The sequence below is a fragment of the Pseudomonas sp. MOIL14HWK12:I2 genome, assembly GCF_000510745.1.
Lineage (GTDB): Bacteria > Pseudomonadota > Gammaproteobacteria > Pseudomonadales > Pseudomonadaceae > Chryseomonas > Chryseomonas oryzihabitans.
On sequence record NZ_AZOA01000007.1, the window covers coordinates 70114 to 90101 of the forward strand.

The following is a 19988-nucleotide window of genomic DNA, read 5'->3' on the forward strand; positions in this document are numbered from 1 at the left end:
CAATGCTCAGTACCATCCTCCCCATCCTGCTCTTCGCCGCCCTGGCCCTCACCGTGATCGGTGCCGTGCGCCGCTTCAGCCTCTGGCGACAGGGGCGTCCGGCCGAGGTCGACTGGCTGGGCGGGCTGCTGAAGATGCCGCGGCGCTACCTGGTGGATCTGCACCACGTGGTCGACCGCGACAAGTACATCTCCAAGACCCACGTGGCCACCGCCGGTGGCTTCGTCCTGGCGGCGCTCTTGGCCATCCTGGTGCATGGCTTCGGCCTGCACAGCCGCATCCTCGGCTGGGCGCTGCTGGCGGCCACCGCCTGCATGTTCACCGGCGCCCTGTTCGTCGCCAGGCGCCGCCGCAATCCGCCGGCGCGGCTGTCCAAGGGCCCCTGGATGCGCCTGCCGAAGAGTCTGCTGGCCTTTGCCGCGAGCTTCTTCATCGCCACCCTGCCGGTCGCCGGCATCCTGCCGCCGGACTTCGGGGGCTGGCTGTTGGCCGCGGTGCTGGCGGTGGGCGTGGCCTGGGGCGTGTCCGAACTGTTCCTCGGCATGACCTGGGGCGGTCCCATCAAGCACGCCTTCGCCGGTGCCCTGCACCTGGCCTGGCACCGTCGCGCCGAGCGCTTCAGCACCCCGCACAACGCCAGCGCCGCCCGCTCCAGCGGTCTCAAGGCGCTGGACCTGCACGATCCCAAGGCGCCGCTGGGCGTGGAAAAACCCGCCGACTTCACCTGGAACCAGCTGCTCGGCTTCGACGCCTGCGTCCAGTGCGGTCGCTGCGAAGCCATGTGCCCGGCCTTCGCCGCCGGCCAGCCGCTCAACCCCAAGAAGCTGATCCAGGACATGGTGGTCGGCCTCAAGGGCGGCAGCGATGCCCGCTACTTCGGCTCGCCCTATCCCGGCAAGCCGGTCGGCGAGCACGCCGGCGGTCCGCACCTGCCGATCGTGGCGCGCCAGGGCAAGGCCCTGGTGGATGCCGAGACCCTCTGGTCCTGCACCACCTGCCGCGCCTGCGTCGAGGAATGCCCGATGATGATCGAGCACGTCGATGCCATCGTCGACATGCGCCGGCACCTGACCCTGGAACGCGGCGAGACGCCGAACAAGGGCGCCGAGGTGCTGGAAAATCTCATCGCCACCGACAACCCCGGCGGCTTCGCCCCCGGTGGCCGCCTGAACTGGGCCGCCGACCTGGACCTGCCGCTGATGAAGGACAAGGGCCAGGCCGAGGTGCTGTTCTGGGTCGGCGACGGCGCCTTCGACATGCGCAACCAGCGCACCCTGCGCGCCTTCGTCAAGGTGCTCAAGGCAGCCAAGGTGGACTTCGCCGTGCTCGGCCTGGAAGAGCGCGACAGCGGTGACGTGGCCCGTCGCCTGGGCGACGAGGCGACCTTCCAGCAGCTGGCCAGACGCAACATCGAAACCCTGGGCAAGTATCGCTTCCAGACCATCGTCTCCTGCGATCCGCACAGCTTCCACGTGCTCAAGAACGAATACGGCGCCCTGGGCGGCAACTACCAGGTGCAGCACCACAGCACCTTCATCGAGACCCTGCTCAGCCGCGGCACCCTGCACCTCGGGCAGCACGCCCTGGCCGAGCAGGGCGCCACCATCACCTATCACGATCCCTGCTATCTGGGCCGCTACAACGGCGAGTACGAGGCGCCGCGCGCGGTGCTCAAGGCGCTGGGCATCGCTGTCAAGGAGATGGAGCGTTCCGGCTTCCGTTCGCGCTGCTGCGGCGGTGGCGGCGGAGCCCCCATCACCGACATCCCCGGCAAGCAGCGGATCCCCGACATGCGCATGGCCGACATCAAGGAAACCGGCGCCGAGCTGGTGGCCGTGGGCTGCCCCCAGTGCACCCTGATGCTGGAAGGCGTGGTCGCCCCGCGTCCGGAGATCAAGGACATCGCCGAACTGGTGGCCGAGGCCATCGTCGAGGCGCCGGTGGACAGCAAGCCTGCGGCTGCGCGGCGGCCGGTCGCGGAGGCGCTGTCGTGAGTGGGTTTGGTAGCCCCCTCACCCTAGCCCTCTCCCCGAGGGGAGAGGGGATGGCTACCGGTGTCCGGCCAGTTCTGGCGTTCGCCTGTAGCACCGGGAAAAGCCATCTGGCAGGCCTGCCGCTTTTTTCTTTTACCCCCGGTCCCCTCAGGGGAGAGGGATGGGGTGAGGGGCCCACCGCGCACCTCACCGGCCATTTCCAAACGGAGCGCCCAGCATGAGCATCATCCGTCGCGATCCGCGCCGCGAGTGGATCGCGCGCAACCGTCTGCATCCGCTGCACGCCAGTATCGCCAGCAGCGCCGAGGCCGAAGTCCGCTGGATGGGCCCCAATGGCCTGGTCCGCAAGAATCCCCATGCCGCGGCGGCCGGTTTCGTCGGCCCCCAGGGCGTCAAGCGGATCGATCGCAGCGGCGCCCAGCAGGGCGGCGGCCGCCGTGGCGCCGCCCAGGCGGTGGAAGAACAGCTGCCGCTGCACCGCATCGCCGAGCCGGCCTTCCACATCGCCGTGGTTCCGGACCTGGTCAGCGGTCGCCTGACCGCCCACGACCGTGACCTGCTGGGCCTGGCCCGGCAACTGGCCGGCGCCGAGGGTGCCGTGCTGGCGGTGGTCTTCGGCGAGGTCAAGGAAACCGCCTTCGATACCGCCGGCGTGGATCGCCTGCTGCATCTGGACGGCGAGCAATTCCAGGGCTATGCCCCCGAACAGCGGGTGCTGGCGCTGCGTGCGGTAGACAACGAACTGCAGCCGCGTCACTGGCTGCTGCCCGACAGCCGCAGCGGTGGCGGCGAACTGGGTCGGCGCCTGGGCGCGGCCCTGCACGAGCGTCCCGCCACCCGCGTCTGGCAGGTCAAGGACGGTCTGGCCACCGGCCGCGCCGGTGCCGGTCGCCAGGATCTGCAGCAGCCGCTGCCGCGCCTGGTGCTGGCCCTGCCGGAGTGCGCGGAGCCGGTCGGCGAGACCCGTCACGAGGTCCTGCCGGTCACCCTCGGCGGCAACATCGCCCGCCACCTGCCGCGCATCGAGGACCTCGGCCCGGTCGCCGTGGATCCCATGCAGATTCCACTCGGCGAGGCCGAATTCATCCTTTCCGGTGGCAACGGCATCAGCGACTGGAGCCTGTTCCACAGCACTGCCGCCATCCTCGGTGCTACCGAAGGTGCCTCGCGGGTGGCAGTGGACGACGGCCATATGCCGCGCAATCGTCAGGTCGGTGCGACCGGTACCTGGGTCACCGCGCGGGTCTATCTGGCCGTGGGCATCTCCGGCGCCGTGCAGCATCTGCAGGGCATCGCCAGTTGCGACAAGGTCATCGCCATCAACACCAATCCGGGCTGCGACATGGTCAAGCGCGCCGATCTTTCGGTGATCGGCAATGGTGACGCCATCCTGGCCGCCCTGGCGCGGCTGGTCGAACAACAGCGGGCAGGGGAGTTGCAGGATGTCGCCTGAGCAGAAGCTGCCGTCGCTGGACGGCGTCAAGGTCGTGGCCCTGGTCTCCGTCGGCGCCCACCCCACCTCCGGGCGGGCCCGGCGGGCGGAGCAGGATGCCCGCGCCGTCGAACTGGGCCTGCGCCTGGTGGGCGACAAGCTGCGCGTGCTGCACGCCGGTGATCCCGCCGAAGAGGCCCTGCGCGGCTATCTGGGCATGGGCGTGCCGGCCCTGCACGTACTGGAACAACCGCCAGGCGCCGATGCCCTGCCAGCCCTCGGCGATACCCTGCGCGACGTTGGCGCCGGCTTGGTGCTGACCGGCAGCCAGGCGGAAACCGGCGAGGGTTCGGGCCTGCTGCCCTATCTGCTGGCCGAGACCCTTGGCTGGCCGCTGGTGGTCGGCCTCGCCGCGGTGGAAGCCGTGGAAGGTGGCCAGGCGACCGTACTCCAGGCCCTGCCGCGTGGTCAGCGCCGTCGGCTGCGGGTACGGCTGCCCTTCGTCGCCAGCGTCGACAGCGCCGCCCCGGCGCCACGACAAAGCGCCTTCGGCCCGGCCCGGCGGGGCGAGCTGCAGGTGGAGACCACCGAGATCGTGCAGGACAGCCTGTTCGACAGCGGCGAATTGCAGCCCGCCAAGGCCCGCCCCAAGCGCCTCAAGGTGATCAAGGCCAAGACCGCCGCCGACCGCTTCAAGGCCGCCACGGCCAAGGCCTCCGGCGACGGCGGCCAGGTCCTCAAAGACCTGACCCCGGAAGCGGCCGCGGCCGCCATCTTCAAGGTATTGCGCGAGGAAGGCGTGGTGCGCTGAGGCTTTACCCCCTCTCCCCCTGGGAGAGGGCCGGGGTGAGGGCCCCCTTGGCACCCGAGTTTCAAGTGGAAAAGGCTGCGCCGTTTTCCACGCTACGGTGCCACGGTGTCGAAGCCACGCTCCAAACCGCCCCCTCTCCCCCTGGGAGAGGGCTGGGGTGAGGGCACCCTTGGCACCTGAGTTTCAGGTGGAAAAGGCTGCGCCGTTTTCCACGCTACAGAGCCACGGTGTCGAAGCCACGCTCCAAACCATCCCCTCTCCCTCCGGGAGAGGGCTGGGGTGAGGGAAGCCCCGGCACCCAAGCCTCAAGTGGAAAAGGCTACGCCGTTTTCCACGCTACGGTGCCACGGTGTCGAAGCCACGCTCCAAACCGCCCCCTCTCCCTCAGGGAGAGGGCCGGGGTGAGGGCACCCTTGGCACCTGAGTCTCAGGTGGAAAAGGCTGCGCCGCTTTCCACGCTACGGTGCCACGGTGTCGAAGCCATACTCCAAACCGCCCCCTCTCCCTCTGGGAGAGGGCTGGGGTGAGGGGAGGCGCGGCACCCAAGCCTCAGATGGAAATGGCTGTTCCGTTTCCAAGCTACGGTGTCTGAATCGCGGCCATGGGCCGCTCCTACAGTGAGATCTAAACCTGTAGGAGCGGCCGCATCGGCGGACCGCCATGGCCGCGATCAAACCCAGGCAGGCGCATCTATCAGTGCGCCTCGTCCCAGTTGCCACCCACCCCCGACTCCACCAGCAGCGGCACGTCCAGCTCGCCGGCACCGCTCATCAGCGGCAGCAGGCCTTCGCGCAGCAGCTCCACCTGGTCCTCGCGGACCTCCAGCACCAGTTCGTCGTGTACCTGCAGGATCACCCGGGCATCCAGCTCGGGGGTCGATTGCAGCCAGCCGTCCACGGCGATCATGGCGCGCTTGATGATGTCAGCCGCGGTGCCCTGCATGGGCGCGTTGATCGCCGCCCGTTCGGCCGCGCGACGCAGGCCCTGGTTCTTGGAGTGGATGTCCGGCAGGTACAGCCGGCGGCCATAGAGGGTCTCCACGTAGCCCTGGTCCACCACCTGGGCGCGGGTGCGCTCCATGTAGGCCAGCACGCCCGGATAGCGCTGGAAATAGCGATCGATATAGGCCTGGGCCTCGGCGCGGCCGACGCCGATCTGCTTGGCCAGGCCGAAGGCGCTCATGCCGTAGATCAGGCCGAAGTTGATGGCCTTGGCGCGGCGACGGTCCTCGTTGCTGACCTCTTCCAGGGGCACGCCCATCACCTCGGCGGCGGTGGCGCGGTGCACGTCCAGATCGTTCTGGAAGGCGTGCAGCAGGCCTTCGTCCTGGGCCAGGTGGGCCATGATGCGCAATTCGATCTGCGAATAGTCCGCCGCCAGCAGGCGATAGCCCTGGGGCGCGATGAAGGCCTGGCGGATGCGCCGGCCCTCGGCGGTGCGGATCGGAATGTTCTGCAGATTCGGGTCGCTGGACGACAGCCGCCCGGTCGCCGTCACCGCCTGGTGGTAGCTGGTGTGGATGCGCCCGGTGCGCGGATTGATCTGCTGTGGCAGCTTGTCGGTGTAGGTGCTCTTGAGCTTGCTCATCTGCCGGTACTGCATCAGCACCTTGGGCAGCGGGAAGTCCTGGTCGGCCAGTTCCTGCAGCACCGCCTCGGCGGTGGAGGGCTGGCCGGAAGCGGTCTTGCTGACCACCGGCAGACCCAGCTTGACGAAGAGGATCTCGCCCAGCTGCTTGGGCGAACCCAGGTTGAATTCCTGGCCGGCCAGCTCATAGGCCTCCTTTTCCAGGGCGATCATCTTCTCGCCCAGCTCGCGGCTCTGCACCCCGAGCAGCGCCGAATCCACCAGGGCGCCGTTGCGCTCGATGCGCGCCAGCGCCGGCACCAGCGGCATCTCGATGTCGCGCAGCACCGCGGCCAGGCCCGGCACGGCCTCCAGCCTGGGCCAGAGGGTCTCGTGCAGGCGCAGGGTGACGTCGGCATCCTCGGCGGCATAGGGCCCGGCCTGCTCGATGGCGATCCGGTCGAAAGTCAGCTGCTTGGCGCCCTTGCCGGCGATGTCCTCGAAACGGATGGTACTGTGGCCCAGGTACTTGAGCGCCAGGCTGTCCATGTCGTGACGGGTGCCGGTGGCGTCCAGCACATAGGATTCGAGCATGGTGTCGAAGGCGATGCCCTGGATCGTGATGCCGTAGCGGGTCAGCACATTGAGGTCGTACTTGCCGTGCTGCATGACCTTGAGCTTGGCCGGGTCTTCCAGCAGCGGCTTGAGCGCCGCCAGCACCGGCTCCAGACCGAGCTGGGTGGGCGCGCCCATGTAGCTGTGGGCCAGGGGCACATAGGCGGCCTGGCCCGGCGCCACGGCGAAGGACAGGCCCACCAGCTCGGCGCGCTGGGCATCGATGCTGGTGGTCTCGGTGTCGAAGGCGAAGCAGTCGGCGGCCTGCAGCCGCGCCAGCCAGGCGTCGAAGTCGGCCTGCTCCAGCACGGTGTCGTAATGGGTTTCCACCTGGGTGGTGGCGGCATCCTCGGCCAGCGGCAGGGGCGCGCCCTGGCGCTTGGTGTCGCGGATCAGGTCATCCAGCCAGGACTTGAATTCCAGCTCCTGGTAGAGCGCCATCAGGGCTTCCACATGGGGCTCGCCGACCTTGAGCTCCTCGAAGGTGAGGTCCAGCGGCACGTCCAGCTTGATGGTCGCCAGCTGGTAGGACAGATAGGCCTGCTCGCGATGCTGGTCCAGCTTGGCGGCCAGCGACTTGGCGCCGCGCAGGGGCAGGGCGGCCACGGCGTCGAGGTTGGCGTAGAGGGTATCCAGGCCACCGCCGATGCCATTGAGCAGGCCGGCGGCGGTCTTCTCGCCCACCCCGGGCACCCCGGGGATGTTGTCGATCTTGTCGCCCATCAGCGCCAGGTAGTCGATGATCAGCTCCGGACCCACGCCGAACTTGGTCCTGACCCCTTCCACGTCCAGCACGCTGCCGCTCATGGTGTTGACCAGGGTGACATAGGGGCAGACCAGCTGGGCCATGTCCTTGTCCCCGGTGGAGATCACCACCGGGCGCTCGGCGCTGGCGCAGTGGCGGGCGAGGGTGCCGATGACGTCGTCGGCTTCCACCCCTTCGACGGCCAGCAGCGGCAGGCCCAGTGCGCGGATGCAGGCGTGCAGCGGCTCGACCTGGCCGCGCAGGTCGTCGGGCATGGCCGGTCGCTGGGCCTTGTAGTCGGCGAAGAGTTCGTCGCGGAAGGTCGGGCCCTTGGCGTCGAAGACCACCGCGAAGAGGCTGTCCGGATACTGGCGGCGCAGCGAGAGCAGCATGTTGAGCACGCCCTTCACCGCGCCGGTCGGCTTGCCGGTGGAGGTCATCAGCGGCGGCAGGGCGTGGAAGGCGCGATAGAGATAGGAGGAACCGTCCACCAGGACGAGAGGGGCGTGGCTCATGGTCTAAACCTTTGTCGTGGCGTGTGCGGCGTCTGTCCGGCCAGTCTCGACGACGACTGGGCCGGGTTCTAGAATCGACCACTCGCTCCGTTCAAAAGGTCAAAGGTTACCATGGGTGCTCGTCGCTTCCTCTTCGCCGCGTTGCTGCTGGCGCCGCTGGTCCAGGCCGCGGAACCGCTGCCACCGGGCGAAAAGCCCCTGCCTGACGAGATCAAGGTGATCCGCTATCAGGCCGGCGACCAGACCATCGAGGAGACGCGCATCCGCGGCGTGCTGCAGTCCACCCGGGTCATCCCCAAGCATGGCGCGCCCTACGAACTGGTGCCCGCCGATGGCAGCAGCACCGCCGCCAACGACAAGCCGACCCTGCACGTCCCCAGCTGGCGCCTGTTCAGCTGGTAGGCGCAAGGCGCCTGGACCGGTAAACTGCGCGCCGCTCGCACATTCCTCCGCCAGGCCCCGTCATGTCCGTTTTCACGCCCCTCGATCGTCCCACCCTCGAAGCCTTTCTCGCGCCCTATGGCCTGGGCCGGCTGCGGGATTTCCGGGGCATCGCCGAGGGCTCGGAAAACACCAACTACTTCATCAGCCTGGAAGGCGGCGAATTCGTCCTGACCCTGGTGGAGCGCGGCCCGGTGGCGGAGATGCCGTTCTTCATCGAACTGCTCGACGTCCTCCACGACGCCGACCTGCCGGTGCCCTATGCGGTGCGCACCCAGGATGGCCAGGCCCTGCGCGAACTGGCCGGCAAGCCGGCGCTGCTGCAACCGCGCCTGGCCGGTCGCCACGAGCGTGCACCCAATCCCCATCACTGCAGCGAAGTCGGCCACCTGCTGGGCCATCTGCACCGGGCTACTGCGGGTGAAAAACGCATCGAACGCGCCAGTGATCGCGGCCTGGCCTGGATGCTGGCCGAAGGCGAGCGCCTGGCGCCGACCCTGGACGCGACCGCCCGGCCATTGCTGGAGCGCACCCTGGCGGAGATCCGCGAGTTGCTGAGCGAGCAGCCGCCGCTGCCCGAGGCCAATCTGCACGGCGACCTGTTCCGCGACAACGTGATGTTCGACGGCCCCCGGCTGTCGGGCGTCATCGACTTCTACAACGCCAGTTCCGGCTGGATGCTCTATGACCTCGCCATCACGGTGAACGACTGGTGCTCCACCGAGAGCGGCGCGCTGGACCTGCCACGCGCCCGGGCGCTGCTGGCGGCTTATGCCGCCGACCGCCACTTCACGCCGCGCGAAGCCGAATTGTGGCCGGTGCTGCTGCGGGTCGCCTGCGTACGCTTCTGGCTGTCACGCCTGATCGCCGCTCAGGCCTTTGCCGGTCAGGACGTGCTGATCCATGATCCGGCCGAATTCCAGCAGCGCCTGGCGGCGCGGCAGCAGACCCCGCTGGAATTGCCGCTGACCCTGTAGCCCGGGGTTCCACGTGAAACCTCTGTGCCGAGCTACAGCTGCAGGCGTCGCTCGATGGCGGGCTGCGCCTGGCCCTGCCGCTGCCAACTCAGCCTGGCCTTGATCAGGCTGCCTGGCGCCGCGCCCAGGCGCGTGATCACCGGGCAGCCGTCACACCTGGCCTCGCCGGCCTGGCGGGTGCGGGCGACGCCCCCCGGGCCGTGCAATTCGACGATGAGTTCGTAGCGCAGGGGCGTGTCTTCGCCGGTAAAGCACAGCTCCACCTGAGCGCCCGCCGGTTGCGGCTGCAGCTCCAGGCGGGCGCTGGCCGCGGCGCCGCCCGCCAGGGGCAGGAGGGCCGCGATTAGCCAGGCGACGGGTTTCACCGCTGGTTGATGGTGGCGCTGTTGCCGAAGCCGCTCTGCGAGATCTGCGCGCTGTCGTTGAAGCCGTTGAAGTTGGCCGAGGTCTGCAGGATGCTCGCGCGGTTGCTGTCGCCGACCTGGCTGACGCTGGCCGTGCTGATGGCACTGGTGACGTCGAGACGCGCTTCGTTGGCGTTGCCGGTCTGGACGATGCTGGTCTGGTTGCTGTCGCCCTGGACGGTGACGCTGGCCAGGTTGTCGTCGCCGGTGGAGCTGCCGCTGAAGCGATTGCCGCGACCGGCCTGGTTGACGTTCAGGGTGTTGCGATTGCCGTCCTGGGTAAAGCTCAGTTCGTTGAACTTGCCGGAGGAGAGCACCGTGGCGGCATTGGCCTGGCCGCGCTGGGTCAGCTCCACGGTGTCGACCGAGTAGCCCTGCTGGGTCAGGTCGATGCGATTGTCGGTACCGGTCTGACTGAGGGTGGCCGTCACGGCATCGCCGCTCTGGTCGACGCGGACCTGGTTGTTGTCGCCATTCTGCTCCAGGGTCAGCTGGGCGCTGGAGGCCGACTGGACCAGGGCGCCGCTGTTGCTGCCTACGGAGGTGATGCTGGCCTGGTTGCCGAAGCCGTCCTGGGCCAGGGTATGGACGTTGCTGCCGCCTTCCTGGCGCAGGTTCGCCACGTTGCCCTGGGCGTAGCCGTAGACATCGCCGCCCTGGGTGATGGTGGCGCTGCTGGCGCCGGTCTGGACCACGCTGATCGCATTGCCTTCGCCCTGCAGCTGATAGAGCGACGCGCTGTTGCCGGGGCCGCTCTGGTCCAGGGTGATGGTGCCGCTGTTGCCATCCTGCTGGACGGTGGCGGTGCTGTTCTGGGCGAAGGCGTTGGCCGCCACGAGGGCCAGCGTCAGGGCGGCCAGGGGCCTGAGTAGAAACATCTGTCTGATCTCCATGAGTGCCATCAGCGGTACTGACGTACCACCGTGTTCTGGTTGCTTCCGTACTGGACGATGCGGCTGGACAGGCCCGAGCCGTGCTGTTCGATGCGGGCGTTGCCCTGGACGCCGAGTTGCAGGATGTCGGCCTGGTTGCCGCTGCCGACCTGCTCGATGCGCGCCACGTTGCCGTAGCCGCCCTGGAGGATGACCGCGCTCAGTTCCGTGCCATCCTGCAGGATGCGGGCTTCCTGGGCAGCGCCGCTCTGGGCGACCTGAGCGCGCAGCGCGGTGCCACGCTGGTCGATGAGCGCCTGGTTGCCTACGCCGAGCTGGCGGATGGCGGCTTCGCGCCTTGCTGCGGGCGCCTGCCCCAGGTCGCCGGTCTCCATGAGATCGGCGGCCGACGCCAGGGCGTCCAGGCCGAGTACCAGGGCAAGGACCACGATCAGGCCGCGGGTTGGGCTGCGCATCTCTGTCACCATCATTCCCTTGGATTCTCCGCCTGGCATTGTCCGGAGCCGCCTGGCCCATCGCTATCGCTCCAGGGAGCGAATCCCGCGAGGCTGGCGGCTTAATCCCTAGCGCCGGGTCGGCTCCAGGTATTTGGTCAGCGCCGGATCCCGCGGATCGCGACCGTCGGCCACCAGCCACAGCCGCCGCTCCACGCCCTGGGCGACCAGATGGGCGACCGCCGCCTCGATGGCCGAGAGCACGCACAGCTGCGCCGGCTCGTTGGTGGTGTAGCCGGACTCGGCTTCGAGCAGCTTCTTGAATTCGATGAACTTGAAGACCCCGGCCTGGCGGCCGATGGAATAGATGGTCTTGGAGGTCATGACATTGGCCAGCACCCGACCGCTGCGGGTGTCGATGGCGCGCAGATTGACCGTCACCTGATCCACCCGGTACTCCTCGGACAGGCCGATGCCCAGATAGCGCGCCCCTTCGCCGCCGCTGCGCACGTTGGTGTCGTAGGCCACCACGCCGCCTTCGAGCAGCAGGTTGGCCGCCTGCAGCGAGGGCAGCGCCTGCTGCAGATTTTCCGGCAGGTCCGGCTTGTTCTGGGTGGCGCGGATGATCTTGCGCTCGGTCAGCAGGTTCTGCAGGCCCTCGCGTTCGAGCACCACGAACCAGCCGCTGGCCTGCAGGGCGTCCACCAGCATGCTGCCGGCGCCCTGGGTGACGGCGGTGGAAAAGGAACTGGCCGGATTGGGCTTGTATTGCCCGGTCTGGTCGCGGAAGCCATAGACGGCGGCCACCAGCGGGCCCTTGGGCGGCGGCAGCGCCAGCAGGTCGTAGTAGGTGGAGGCACGCGGCGTCAGGGTCGGCGCGGCGTTCTGTTCGGCGGGCATGGGATCGCGCACGCAGCCGGTCAGGACGAGGGCGGCGGTCAGGGCCGCCGCCAGGGAAAAGGCGTTCATGGCAGGCATCCGTGCTCAGGGTTGGTTGAAGCCGTTGACGGAGATTTCCGAAATCTCCCCGGTACCGCGATCGGTGATCTGCACGGTCAGGTTGCCGGAGTCGTCGACGATGTTGACGATGAACTGGTCGGTGGAGAGGGTGCCCGAGTTGCCGTCCTTGATGTCGGTCAGCACCTGGGACAGCAGCCGCGATTCCAGCTGGCTGGTGAAACGCTCGAGGGGCGACTGGCTGCTGGCGCTGCTGCGCAGGTCGGGATCCTTGTGGCGATCCTGGGCGGTGGCGTTGTTCAGCAGGTAGGTGCCGTTGAGCGGATTGCCGCCAAAGGACGGATTCACCGGCGTATAGACCAGTTCGGTCGCCATGGCCGGGGCGACGCCCAGGGTGCAGAGCAGGGGCAGGGCCTTCCAGGCGTGCGCGTTCATAACTCGTCCTTTTCCATGTCGAAAGTGTCCTGCAGCAGATTTTCCAGGCGGCGTCGGGTGATGCCCTCGTGGACCTGGTCCGCCGCGGCGTAGGCGGCATCCTTGAGTTCGCTGTTGTTGGGCGGAATGAACTGGCGATAGAGCAGCCGCTGCTCGTACTCGACCCAGACCAGGCTGCCCCAGCGCGCCGACGGCCGTTCGCGCACCACCAGGTTGAAATCCAGGTCGGTGGTGTCGGTGAGGCGGTCGGCGAAATGGCGATAGAAGTCGTGGCCGAAGCGGGAGATGGTGTTGTCCACCAGCAGTCCCTGGATCAGCTCGCCCTCGGCCCGCAGCGGTCCGGCCAGCAGCAGGCCGAACAGCAGCCAGACCGCCTTCATCCCGGCAGGTCCTGCCCGGCATGGAAGCGCAGCGCCGCCTCGGCGCGATTGGCCGCGCCGGTCTTGCGCAGCAGGTTGTGCATGTGGCTCTTGACCGTGTGGGTGCTCAGGCACAGCGTCTCGCCGATGGCGGCATTGGAGAGCCCGCGACCGACCAGCCGGAGGATCTCCCGCTCGCGGCGGGTGAGGCCGTCGGCGGCGATGCTGGGGCGCTCGCGGGAGCGGCGCAGCAGGTGGGCCAGGATGGCGCGGGGCAGCCAGTCCTCGCCGGCCAGCAGGGCGCCCAGTCCCTGCAGCAGCTGGTCGCGACTGGCCTGGGGGGCGAACACGCCCTGGATGGCGGGAAAGCGTTCGACCCAGGGCAGCGCCTGTTCGACGCTGGCATTGAGAAAGGCCACCGTGACCGCCGGCGTCAGGCCTTCCAGCCAGCGCTCCAGCGCCGGCTCGGGCACGCTGCCGAGATCGACCAGCACCAGGCCGGCGTCGCCGGCTGCGTCCAGCTCGCGGGCGCAACTCAGCTCGATGCCGTGGCGTTCTTCCAGAAAGGGTTTGAGCAGTTCTGCCAGGAGGACGTTTCCTGTCGTCAGGCAGACCTTGCTCGCAGGTATCGCGCGCATGTCCATATGGGCTGTCTCATCATCCGTTGCGCGAACGCTGAGACAAATCGCCGGGAGCGACAAGAAAAAATTGACCGATTTCCAGCGACTTAACGGCTCTGTGGACCGCTTGGCAGATTACCCGTCGACCAGCCGGGCTCAGCTAGCTCCAAAGACTTAGCTCTCCGGATTGAGGCGCGAAAACAGGCGCGCCGGATGCCGGAGCGCCTGGGCCGAGGATCGTCGCCTCAGCGGGTAAGGGTGACCTTGCGCAGGTGGCGCGGCTGGTCCGGGTCCTGGCCCCGGGCCTCGGCCAGCAGGGCGGCCATGCGATAGAAGCTCTGGATCGCCAGCAGGCCGTCCAGGTCCGGATGGCCGGCGACGGTGAGGGGCAGGTCACGCTCGGCCACCTCGTCCGGCGCGGCCAGCAGCACCCGGGCGCCGCGTCCGCGCAGGTCCCGCGCCAGGTGCAGCAGACCGGCCTGCTCGGGCCCGCGCAGGGCGAAGATCAGCAGCGGATAGCCGCGCTCCACCAGCGCCAGGGGGCCGTGCTGCAATTCGGCGCCGCTGAAGGCCTCGCCCTGCAGCGCCGAGGTCTCCTTGAGCTTGAGCGCGGCCTCCTGGGCGATGGCGAATCCCGGCCCGCGGCCGACCACCATGCAGCGCTCGGCGTCGCGCAATACCGGCAGCGCCGGCGCCCAGCTCAGCTCAGCTGCGCGATCCAGCGCTTCGGGCAAGGCCGCGCCGGCGGCCAGCAGGGTCTCGTCCTGCTGCCAGTGGGCGATCAGACGAGCCGCGGCGGCCAGGGTGGCGATAAAACTCTTGGTGGCGGCGACGCTCTGTTCGGGTCCGGCCTGCACGCCGATGGCGTGGCGGCAGGCCAGGGCCAAGGGCGAATCGATCTCGTTGACCAGGGCGGCGGTGCGGGCGCCGTAGCGATCCAGGGCGGACAGCGTCTCGATCAGATCGGGACTGCGCCCGGACTGGGAAAAGCCCAGGGCGAGCTGGCCTTCGACGCGCAGCGGCGCCTGGCGCAGGGTCACCAGCGAAGGCGGCAGCGACAGCACCGGCAGTCCCAGGTGGGCCATGGCCAGGTAGGCGAAATAGCTGGCCGCATGGTCCGAACTGCCGCGCGCCACGGTCAGCGCCAACTGCGGCGGGTGGGCTCTGAGGTCGTCGGCCAGCGCCGCCAGGGCCTGGTCGATGGTCGCCAGTTGGCGAGCGACCGCCGCGCCGCTGGCGGCGGCTTCTGCGAGCATGAGCGAGGTCAAGAGGGTCTCCTTGCGCGAACGCCTAGGGTCGCACTCTGCCACTCCTGGCCGGGCGCGACCAGCCGACCTTGGTCAGTCCCCGTCGTCCGCCGCGCCACCGGTGAACTGCAGGTCGTGCTTGCGCAGCTTGTCGGACAGCGTCTTGCGCGGCAGGCCCAGGGCTTCGGCCAGGCTGCGCAGGGAGGCGTGGGGGCGGGCCAGTTCGCGCTGGATGAGTTCGCGCTCGAAGGCCTCGACCTGCTCGCCCAGCCCGGCGGCGAGGGCGGCCGCCGCGGGTGCTGCCGCCGTGGAGGCGGCCACGGGCGTCGCCGTCATGGGCGCCAGGGGCGCATAGGCGCTGTTGTCCAGCGCCAGCTCCAGCCCCAGGGCGAAGCGCTCGGCGGCGTTCTGCAATTCGCGCACGTTGCCTGGCCAGCTGTGGGCGATCAGGGCGGCGCGCTGCTCGGCATCGGGCTCGCGCAGCGGGGTACCGTGGCGCTGGGCGGCGGCCAGGACGAAGTGACGGAACAGCGGCAGGATGTCTTCGCTGCGTTCGCGCAGGGCGGGGATGCGCAGGGTGGCGACATTGAGCCGGTAGTAGAGGTCGGCGCGGAAGCGGCCCTGGTCGGCGGCCTGGCGCAGGTCTTCCTTGGTGGCGGCGACCACCCGGATATCCAGCGGGATCTGCTGGTTGGAGCCGAGGCGCTCGACCTTGCGCTCCTGCAGCAGGCGCAGCAGTTTGACCTGGACATCCAGGCTCATGCTCTCGATCTCGTCGAGAAAGAGGGTGCCGCCGCTGGCGTATTCGAATTTGCCGATACGGCGCTTCTGGGCCCCGGTGAAGGCGCCCTGTTCGTGGCCGAAGAGTTCGCTCTCCACCACGGATTCGGCGAGGGCGCCGGCGTTGATGGCGACGAAGGGGCCGTCGCGGCGATTCGATAGGTCGTGCAGGGCACGGGCCACCACCTCCTTGCCGGCGCCGGTTTCGCCATGGATGAGCACATCGGCCTGGGTCGCGGCGAGGGCGCCGATCTGGTCGCGCAGCCGGGCCATGCCCGGGGTCTGGCCGATCAGCCGGGTCTGGAGTTCATGGCGTTCGGCCAGGGCCAGGCGCAGGCTGCGGTTCTCCAGCACCAGGTGGCGGGCGCCCAGGGCGCGGCGCACGCTGTCGATCAGGGCGTCGTTGGCGAAGGGCTTTTCCAGGAAGTCATAGGCGCCGGCGCGCATGGCCTGGACCGCCAGGGGCACGTCGCCGTGGCCAGTGATCAACACCACCGGCAATTCGGCGTCGCGCTGGTGCAACTGGGCGAGCAACTCCAGGCCATCGATGCCGGGCATGCGGATGTCGCTCACCACCACGCCGGGCCAGTCGCGCACGGTGGCCATTTCCAGGTCGCGGGCATCGGCCAGGGTGGTCACCTTGAAGCCGGCCAGGTCCAGGGTCTGGCTCAAGGCCAGGCGCAGGTGGGCGTCATCGTCGATCAACAGGATCTGGCTGGCAGGGTCGAAGGGGGGCAGGGCGCTCATGGCAAGGAACCTAAGGTAAGGGGCTGCACGGTCAACCGCGGACTTCTTCCTGGGGTACCGACGCGACCCCGGGTTTGCCGTGCAGCAGATAGAGGCGCACCTCGGCGCCACCGTCGAGATGGTTGGACAGGTGCAGGTGGCCACCCAGGGTCCGCAACAGGTTATCGCAGATCGCCAGACCCAGGCCGAGCCCCTGGGCGGTGGCCTTGGTGGTGAAAAAGGGTTCATGGGCGCGGGCCAGGGCCTCGCTGGAGAAACCCGGACCGTTGTCTCTCAGGATCAGGGTCACGCCGCGCTCGTCGATGCTGGTGGTCAGCCACAGCCGGCGGGTGCTGGTCTTTTCCGCCAGGGCGTCGAGGGCATTGCTCAGCAGGTTGCTGATGATCTGCCGCAGGCGGGTCTCGCCGGCCTGCACCCACAGCGGCGCATCGGGCAGGTCGCGGATCAGCTCCACCTGCATGGCCCGGCGCCGCGCGGCGACCAGCGCCAGGGCGTCTTCCAGGGCGCCCTGCAGCACCACGCTCTCCGGCGCGCGGCGGGCGCCGCGGGCATAGGCCTTGAGGTGGGCGATGATGTTGGCCATCCGCGTGGTCAGCTCGCCGATCAGCTTGAGATTGCCGCGGGCATCGTCCAGTCGATCGTGGTCGAGCAGCACCACGGCGTTTTCCGTGTAGCTGCGGATGGCCGCCAGCGGCTGGTTGAGTTCGTGACTGATGCTGGCGGACATGGTCCCCAGCGCCGACAGCTTGCCGGCCTGCACGGCTTCGTCCTGGGCGCGCATGAGTTCGCGCTGGGCCTGCTCGCGATCGTGCACCTCCTGCTGCAGCCGAGCGTTGAGCGTCTGCAGGTCGCGGGTGCGCTCCTCCACGTTCAGCTCCAGGTCACGCTTGGCCCGGGCATCCAGCGCCAGACGCTCGATGAAGTGGCGCCGTCTCAGGGTCATGACCACCAGCAGCAGGAGCAGCGCCAGCAGGGTGGCCGCGCCGACATAGAGGGCGCTACGCACCTGGCGCTCGACCATCTCCCGCGGCGCCAGGATCTGCGCGTTCCAGCCCACTTCGTCGAGATTGCGGGTCTGGGTCAGCCAGTCGCCGGGCACCAGGGTCAGGGGCGCCGGATTGGTGGTGGGGTAGGGCCGGTTGGCGTTGACCTGCTCGCGCTGGCGCTCGTCCAGCGGATGGGTGGCGCGAAAGCGCCAGGCGTCATGGGAGGTGAGGATGACCACGCCCAGGTCATCGGTCACCAGCAACTGCTCGGGCGCGTTGCCCCAGAGCCTTTCCGCACTGTCCAGATCGACCTTGACCACCACCACGCCGATGGCGCGCGCGCCGTCACGTACGGCGGCGGCGAAATAGTAGCCGCGCTTGCTGGAGGTGGTGCCAAGGCCGAAGAAGCGCCCCGGCTGGCCCTGCATGGCCGCCTTGTAATAGGGCCGGAAGGAGAAGTCGCGACCGACGAAGCTGTCCGCCTGGCGATAGTTGGAGCTGGCCAGGCAGGTGCCGTCGTCCTGCATCAGGTAGATGACATCCGCCCCGGTGCGCTGGCGGATGTCTTCCAGCATCTGGCTGGCGGCGTCCTGGGCGCTGCCGTCGCGCTGGCCTTCCAGGGCATGGCGCAGCACCGGCAGATCGCCCAGCAGATCCGGCAGCACCTCGTAGCGTCTCAGGGTGCCCAGCAGGTTGGCGACATAGAGGTCCAGGGTCTGGCCGTTCTGCTCGGCCAGTTGCGCCTCGTAATAGTGCTGGGCCGCATAGCGCAGCGGAATCAGCAGCAGCGTCAGACCCAGGGCCAGCAGCAGCAGGCTGCTCCAGCGGGGGCGCTTGGGGAGATGAGGACTCTTGGGCATACGCGGCTACGGTAAGGGGGCGTCTCGGCATTATGCCCAAGCCGGGGCCCCGACGAAGGGGTTGCCAGACTGTTAACGCCTTGGCAGTCGATTGAAATATCTTGTTACCAATGGCCTTGGCTGTGGAAGGGGACACGGTTTTGCCGGGCGAAAGGCGGCTAACTGGGGCTGCAATCAGCCACCGAAGGAGTGACTTCCATGAAAAGCACCACCCTCTGCCTGACCCTCGCCGGCCTGCTGGCCACCTCCGCCGCCTTCGCCCAGACGGCGCCCGCCGATCCTGCGGCACCGCCTGCCGCGACGAGCAGCAGCCCGGCCAAGACCGGCAAGCAGACCACCACCCACCACAAGAAGGTGGCGCACAAGAAGGTCCACAAGGCCAGCACCAGCGGCAGCTGATCCGCGGCGCGGCACCTCCCCGCGGGGGAGGTGCCTAAAGGGAGTGCATCCGTCCAGAGGAGTCCTCCCATGCGTACCTCTTCCCTGCTCTCTGCCCTGATCCTGGGCCTCAGCCTGTCCGGCGCCGCCCTGGCCCAGACCAGCCCGACCAATCCCCCGGCCACCCCCGCGCGACCCGATCCCACCAGCACCCATGGCATGGAAAAGGCGCCCAGCACCGGCGTCGGCGCGGCCGACAACGGTTCCAGCAGCGGCTCGGGCAGCGATACCGGCACCGATCACGTGAAGAAGCCCAAGAGCCAGCGCAAGGATCACTGAGGCATCCGCCCATTCCCTCGGGGAATGATCCAATGAGCAAAGATCGCTTGAGCAGCCCGTGCGGGCATGTCGAAATCGGCTTCTAGCCTGAGCCAGGAGCCGCTCCCATGACCGCCGCGTCGCTGCTTTCCCCGGATCTGATCCGCACCCGCTTTTCCCAGGCCATGTCGGCGATGTACCGCCAGGAGGTGCCCCAGTACGGCACCCTGCTGGAACTGGTCGCCGAGGTGAACGCCGGACAACCGGGCTTCGCCGGAGATTCCGCGGAGCGCCTGGATCTGGAGCGCCATGGCGCCATTCGCGTCGGCACCGCCGCCGAGCTGGCCACCCTGCGCCGCCTGTTCGCCGTGATGGGCATGCAGCCGGTCGGCTACTACGACCTGAGCGTGGCCGGGGTGCCGGTGCATTCCACCGCCTTCCGTCCGGTGGAGCCGGCCGCCCTGCAGGTCAATCCGTTTCGCGTCTTCACCTCGCTGCTGCGCCTGGAGCTGATCGAGGACACCGAGCTGCGCCAGCTGGCCGAAGGGGTACTGAACGCGCGGCGCATCTTCACCCCGGGCGCACTGGAGCTGATCGAGCGCGCCGAAGCCCAGGGCGGGCTGACGGATGCCGAGGCCGATGCCTTCGTCCAGGAAGCCCTGGAGACCTTTCGCTGGCACCGCGAGGCCAATGTCGACGCCAGTCTCTACCACCGCCTGCACGATGCCCACCGACTGATCGCCGACGTGGTCTGCTTCAAGGGGCCGCACATCAACCACCTGACCCCGCGCACCCTCGACATCGATGCCGTCCAGGCGCAGATGCCCGCCCGCGGCATCGCGCCCAAGGAAACCATCGAAGGCCCGCCCCGCCGCCAGTGCCCCATCCTGCTGCGCCAGACCAGCTTCAAGGCCCTGGAAGAGCCCATCCTGTTCCAGGGCGAGGTCCAGGGCTCGCACACGGCGCGCTTCGGCGAGATCGAACAGCGCGGCATCGCCCTCACGCCGGCCGGTCGCCAGCGTTACGACGAGCTGCTGCAGGAGGTCCGCCAGCGCAGCAAGGCGGCGGGAAGCGACTACGCAACGGTATTGGCCGAGGTGTTCCAGGCGCTGCCCGACAACTGGGACGAGCTGCGCCGTCAGGGTCTGGCCTGGTTCCACTATCGCGCTGCGCCCGGCAGCCAGGCGGCTAGCGATAGCCGCGATCCCGAGGCCCTGATCGCCGCCGGCCAACTCCTGGCCGATCCCATCACCTACGAAGACTTCCTGCCGGTCAGCGCCGCGGGCATCTTCCAGTCCAACCTGGGCGCCGGCAGCCAGCAGGAATACCAGAGCGGCGGCAATCGCGCCGCCTTCGAAGCCGCCCTGGGCGCGCCGGTGCTCGACGAGATGGCGCTGTACGAACGTCAGCAGCAGGACTCCCTGGACGCCGCCCTGGCTGCCCTCGGCCGCCCCGCCTAGAATGGCGGCTCCCG

19 protein-coding genes are annotated in these 19988 nt (G+C 68.8%); 8 read left to right on the top strand and 11 right to left on the bottom strand.

Annotation, left to right across the window (positions count from 1 at the left end):
- Nucleotides 1–2 precede the first annotated feature (2 nt).
- The 3 genes from dgcB (at nucleotide 3) to PSK12I2_RS0103465 (ending at nucleotide 4237) form a co-directional block, all read left to right on the top strand.
- Complete coding sequence (gene dgcB / locus PSK12I2_RS0103455; protein WP_027597313.1) at nucleotides 3–1994, top strand: dimethylglycine demethylation protein DgcB; 1992 nt, start codon at nucleotides 3–5, stop codon at nucleotides 1992–1994.
- 217 nt (nucleotides 1995–2211) lie between these two features.
- Complete coding sequence (locus tag PSK12I2_RS0103460; protein WP_027597314.1) at nucleotides 2212–3447, top strand: electron transfer flavoprotein subunit alpha/FixB family protein; 1236 nt, start codon at nucleotides 2212–2214, stop codon at nucleotides 3445–3447.
- Nucleotides 3437–4237, top strand: coding sequence for an electron transfer flavoprotein subunit beta (locus PSK12I2_RS0103465; protein WP_037007498.1), 801 nt, complete (start codon nucleotides 3437–3439; stop codon nucleotides 4235–4237). The genes PSK12I2_RS0103460 and PSK12I2_RS0103465 overlap by 11 nt, the downstream gene beginning before the upstream one ends.
- A 693-nt stretch (nucleotides 4238–4930) precedes the next feature.
- Here the strand turns inward: PSK12I2_RS0103465 and polA are convergent.
- Nucleotides 4931–7678 carry a DNA polymerase I gene (gene polA / locus PSK12I2_RS0103470; protein ID WP_027597316.1) on the bottom strand — a complete coding sequence of 916 codons (2748 nt, stop codon included), beginning with the start codon at nucleotides 7676–7678 and terminating at the stop codon, nucleotides 4931–4933.
- Nucleotides 7679–7789: 111 nt separating this feature from the next.
- Between polA and PSK12I2_RS0103475 the strand changes: the two genes are divergently transcribed.
- Complete coding sequence (locus tag PSK12I2_RS0103475; protein WP_027597317.1) at nucleotides 7790–8080, top strand: DUF2782 domain-containing protein; 291 nt, start codon at nucleotides 7790–7792, stop codon at nucleotides 8078–8080.
- A 62-nt stretch (nucleotides 8081–8142) separates the two neighbouring features.
- Nucleotides 8143–9096: a homoserine kinase gene (locus PSK12I2_RS0103480; RefSeq protein ID WP_027597318.1), complete on the top strand. Its 954-nt coding sequence runs from the start codon at nucleotides 8143–8145 to the stop codon at nucleotides 9094–9096.
- Nucleotides 9097–9128: 32 nt separating this feature from the next.
- Here the strand turns inward: PSK12I2_RS0103480 and PSK12I2_RS0103485 are convergent, their stop codons facing one another.
- The 10 genes from PSK12I2_RS0103485 to PSK12I2_RS0103530 all read right to left on the bottom strand — a co-directional run bounded on the left by PSK12I2_RS0103485 (nucleotide 9129) and on the right by PSK12I2_RS0103530 (nucleotide 17818).
- The gene (locus tag PSK12I2_RS0103485) at nucleotides 9129–9461 is read right to left on the bottom strand and encodes a hypothetical protein (protein ID WP_027597319.1); all 333 of its coding nucleotides are present in this window, start codon (nucleotides 9459–9461) and stop codon (nucleotides 9129–9131) included.
- Nucleotides 9458–10378 (bottom strand): hypothetical protein, encoded by a 921-nt coding sequence (locus PSK12I2_RS0103490; protein ID WP_256203940.1) that lies wholly within the window; start codon nucleotides 10376–10378, stop codon nucleotides 9458–9460. Before PSK12I2_RS0103490 ends, PSK12I2_RS0103485 begins: the two co-directional genes overlap by 4 nt.
- A 23-nt stretch (nucleotides 10379–10401) precedes the next feature.
- On the bottom strand, nucleotides 10402–10848 hold the full coding sequence (locus PSK12I2_RS0103495) for a curli fiber surface-exposed nucleator CsgB (protein WP_027597321.1): 447 nt from the start codon (nucleotides 10846–10848) through the stop codon (nucleotides 10402–10404).
- A 108-nt stretch (nucleotides 10849–10956) separates the two neighbouring features.
- Nucleotides 10957–11796 (bottom strand): CsgG/HfaB family protein, encoded by an 840-nt coding sequence (locus tag PSK12I2_RS0103500; protein ID WP_017641598.1) that lies wholly within the window; start codon nucleotides 11794–11796, stop codon nucleotides 10957–10959.
- Between the two features lie 15 nt (nucleotides 11797–11811).
- Complete coding sequence (locus tag PSK12I2_RS0103505; RefSeq protein ID WP_027597322.1) at nucleotides 11812–12219, bottom strand: curli assembly protein CsgF; 408 nt, start codon at nucleotides 12217–12219, stop codon at nucleotides 11812–11814.
- Nucleotides 12216–12599 (bottom strand): curli production assembly/transport protein CsgE, encoded by a 384-nt coding sequence (gene csgE / locus PSK12I2_RS0103510; RefSeq protein ID WP_027597323.1) that lies wholly within the window; start codon nucleotides 12597–12599, stop codon nucleotides 12216–12218. Before csgE ends, PSK12I2_RS0103505 begins: the two co-directional genes overlap by 4 nt.
- Entirely contained in the window at nucleotides 12596–13216 is a 621-nt protein-coding gene (locus tag PSK12I2_RS0103515) for a LuxR C-terminal-related transcriptional regulator (RefSeq protein ID WP_223855396.1), read from the bottom strand. The genes csgE and PSK12I2_RS0103515 overlap by 4 nt, the downstream gene beginning before the upstream one ends.
- Before the next feature lie 227 nt (nucleotides 13217–13443).
- Nucleotides 13444–14454, bottom strand: a complete 1011-nt coding sequence (locus tag PSK12I2_RS0103520) for an SIS domain-containing protein (RefSeq protein ID WP_037007512.1) — start codon at nucleotides 14452–14454, stop codon at nucleotides 13444–13446.
- A gap of 84 nt (nucleotides 14455–14538) precedes the next feature.
- Nucleotides 14539–15972 carry a sigma-54 dependent transcriptional regulator gene (locus PSK12I2_RS0103525; RefSeq protein ID WP_027597326.1) on the bottom strand — a complete coding sequence of 478 codons (1434 nt, stop codon included), beginning with the start codon at nucleotides 15970–15972 and terminating at the stop codon, nucleotides 14539–14541.
- Between the two features lie 31 nt (nucleotides 15973–16003).
- A complete protein-coding gene (locus PSK12I2_RS0103530; protein ID WP_027597327.1) occupies nucleotides 16004–17818 on the bottom strand; it encodes an ATP-binding protein in 1815 nt (604 codons plus the stop codon).
- A gap of 198 nt (nucleotides 17819–18016) precedes the next feature.
- Here PSK12I2_RS0103530 and PSK12I2_RS0103535 point away from each other — a divergent pair, with 198 nt between their 5' ends.
- The 3 genes from PSK12I2_RS0103535 (at nucleotide 18017) to PSK12I2_RS0103545 (ending at nucleotide 19974) form a co-directional block, all read left to right on the top strand.
- A complete protein-coding gene (locus PSK12I2_RS0103535) occupies nucleotides 18017–18217 on the top strand; it encodes a hypothetical protein (protein WP_027597328.1) in 201 nt (66 codons plus the stop codon).
- 69 nt (nucleotides 18218–18286) lie between these two features.
- Entirely contained in the window at nucleotides 18287–18535 is a 249-nt protein-coding gene (locus PSK12I2_RS0103540) for a hypothetical protein (protein ID WP_027597329.1), read from the top strand.
- 107 nt (nucleotides 18536–18642) lie between these two features.
- A complete protein-coding gene (locus tag PSK12I2_RS0103545) occupies nucleotides 18643–19974 on the top strand; it encodes a VOC family protein (protein WP_027597330.1) in 1332 nt (443 codons plus the stop codon).
- The last annotated feature ends 14 nt before the right edge of the window (nucleotides 19975–19988 follow it).

What these genes read in the sequence shown, in the direction of transcription:
- PSK12I2_RS0103495 (WP_027597321.1), bottom strand. Translation starts at nt 10,848, where the DNA reads ATGCGCAGCCCAACCCGCGGCCTGATCGTGGTCCTTGCCCTGGTACTC.
- PSK12I2_RS0103505 (WP_027597322.1), bottom strand. Translation starts at nt 12,219, where the DNA reads ATGAACGCGCACGCCTGGAAGGCCCTGCCCCTGCTCTGCACCCTGGGC.
- PSK12I2_RS0103490 (WP_256203940.1), bottom strand. Translation starts at nt 10,378, where the DNA reads ATGTTTCTACTCAGGCCCCTGGCCGCCCTGACGCTGGCCCTCGTGGCG.
- PSK12I2_RS0103465 (WP_037007498.1), top strand. Translation starts at nt 3,437, where the DNA reads ATGTCGCCTGAGCAGAAGCTGCCGTCGCTGGACGGCGTCAAGGTCGTG.
- polA (WP_027597316.1), bottom strand. Translation starts at nt 7,678, where the DNA reads ATGAGCCACGCCCCTCTCGTCCTGGTGGACGGTTCCTCCTATCTCTAT.
- PSK12I2_RS0103535 (WP_027597328.1), top strand. Translation starts at nt 18,017, where the DNA reads ATGAAAAGCACCACCCTCTGCCTGACCCTCGCCGGCCTGCTGGCCACC.
- PSK12I2_RS0103525 (WP_027597326.1), bottom strand. Translation starts at nt 15,972, where the DNA reads ATGAGCGCCCTGCCCCCCTTCGACCCTGCCAGCCAGATCCTGTTGATC.
- PSK12I2_RS0103520 (WP_037007512.1), bottom strand. Translation starts at nt 14,454, where the DNA reads ATGCTCGCAGAAGCCGCCGCCAGCGGCGCGGCGGTCGCTCGCCAACTG.
- PSK12I2_RS0103530 (WP_027597327.1), bottom strand. Translation starts at nt 17,818, where the DNA reads ATGCCCAAGAGTCCTCATCTCCCCAAGCGCCCCCGCTGGAGCAGCCTG.
- dgcB (WP_027597313.1), top strand. Translation starts at nt 3, where the DNA reads ATGCTCAGTACCATCCTCCCCATCCTGCTCTTCGCCGCCCTGGCCCTC.
- PSK12I2_RS0103480 (WP_027597318.1), top strand. Translation starts at nt 8,143, where the DNA reads ATGTCCGTTTTCACGCCCCTCGATCGTCCCACCCTCGAAGCCTTTCTC.
- PSK12I2_RS0103540 (WP_027597329.1), top strand. Translation starts at nt 18,287, where the DNA reads ATGCGTACCTCTTCCCTGCTCTCTGCCCTGATCCTGGGCCTCAGCCTG.
- PSK12I2_RS0103460 (WP_027597314.1), top strand. Translation starts at nt 2,212, where the DNA reads ATGAGCATCATCCGTCGCGATCCGCGCCGCGAGTGGATCGCGCGCAAC.
- PSK12I2_RS0103500 (WP_017641598.1), bottom strand. Translation starts at nt 11,796, where the DNA reads ATGAACGCCTTTTCCCTGGCGGCGGCCCTGACCGCCGCCCTCGTCCTG.
- csgE (WP_027597323.1), bottom strand. Translation starts at nt 12,599, where the DNA reads ATGAAGGCGGTCTGGCTGCTGTTCGGCCTGCTGCTGGCCGGACCGCTG.
- PSK12I2_RS0103515 (WP_223855396.1), bottom strand. Translation starts at nt 13,216, where the DNA reads ATGCGCGCGATACCTGCGAGCAAGGTCTGCCTGACGACAGGAAACGTC.
- PSK12I2_RS0103545 (WP_027597330.1), top strand. Translation starts at nt 18,643, where the DNA reads ATGACCGCCGCGTCGCTGCTTTCCCCGGATCTGATCCGCACCCGCTTT.
- PSK12I2_RS0103475 (WP_027597317.1), top strand. Translation starts at nt 7,790, where the DNA reads ATGGGTGCTCGTCGCTTCCTCTTCGCCGCGTTGCTGCTGGCGCCGCTG.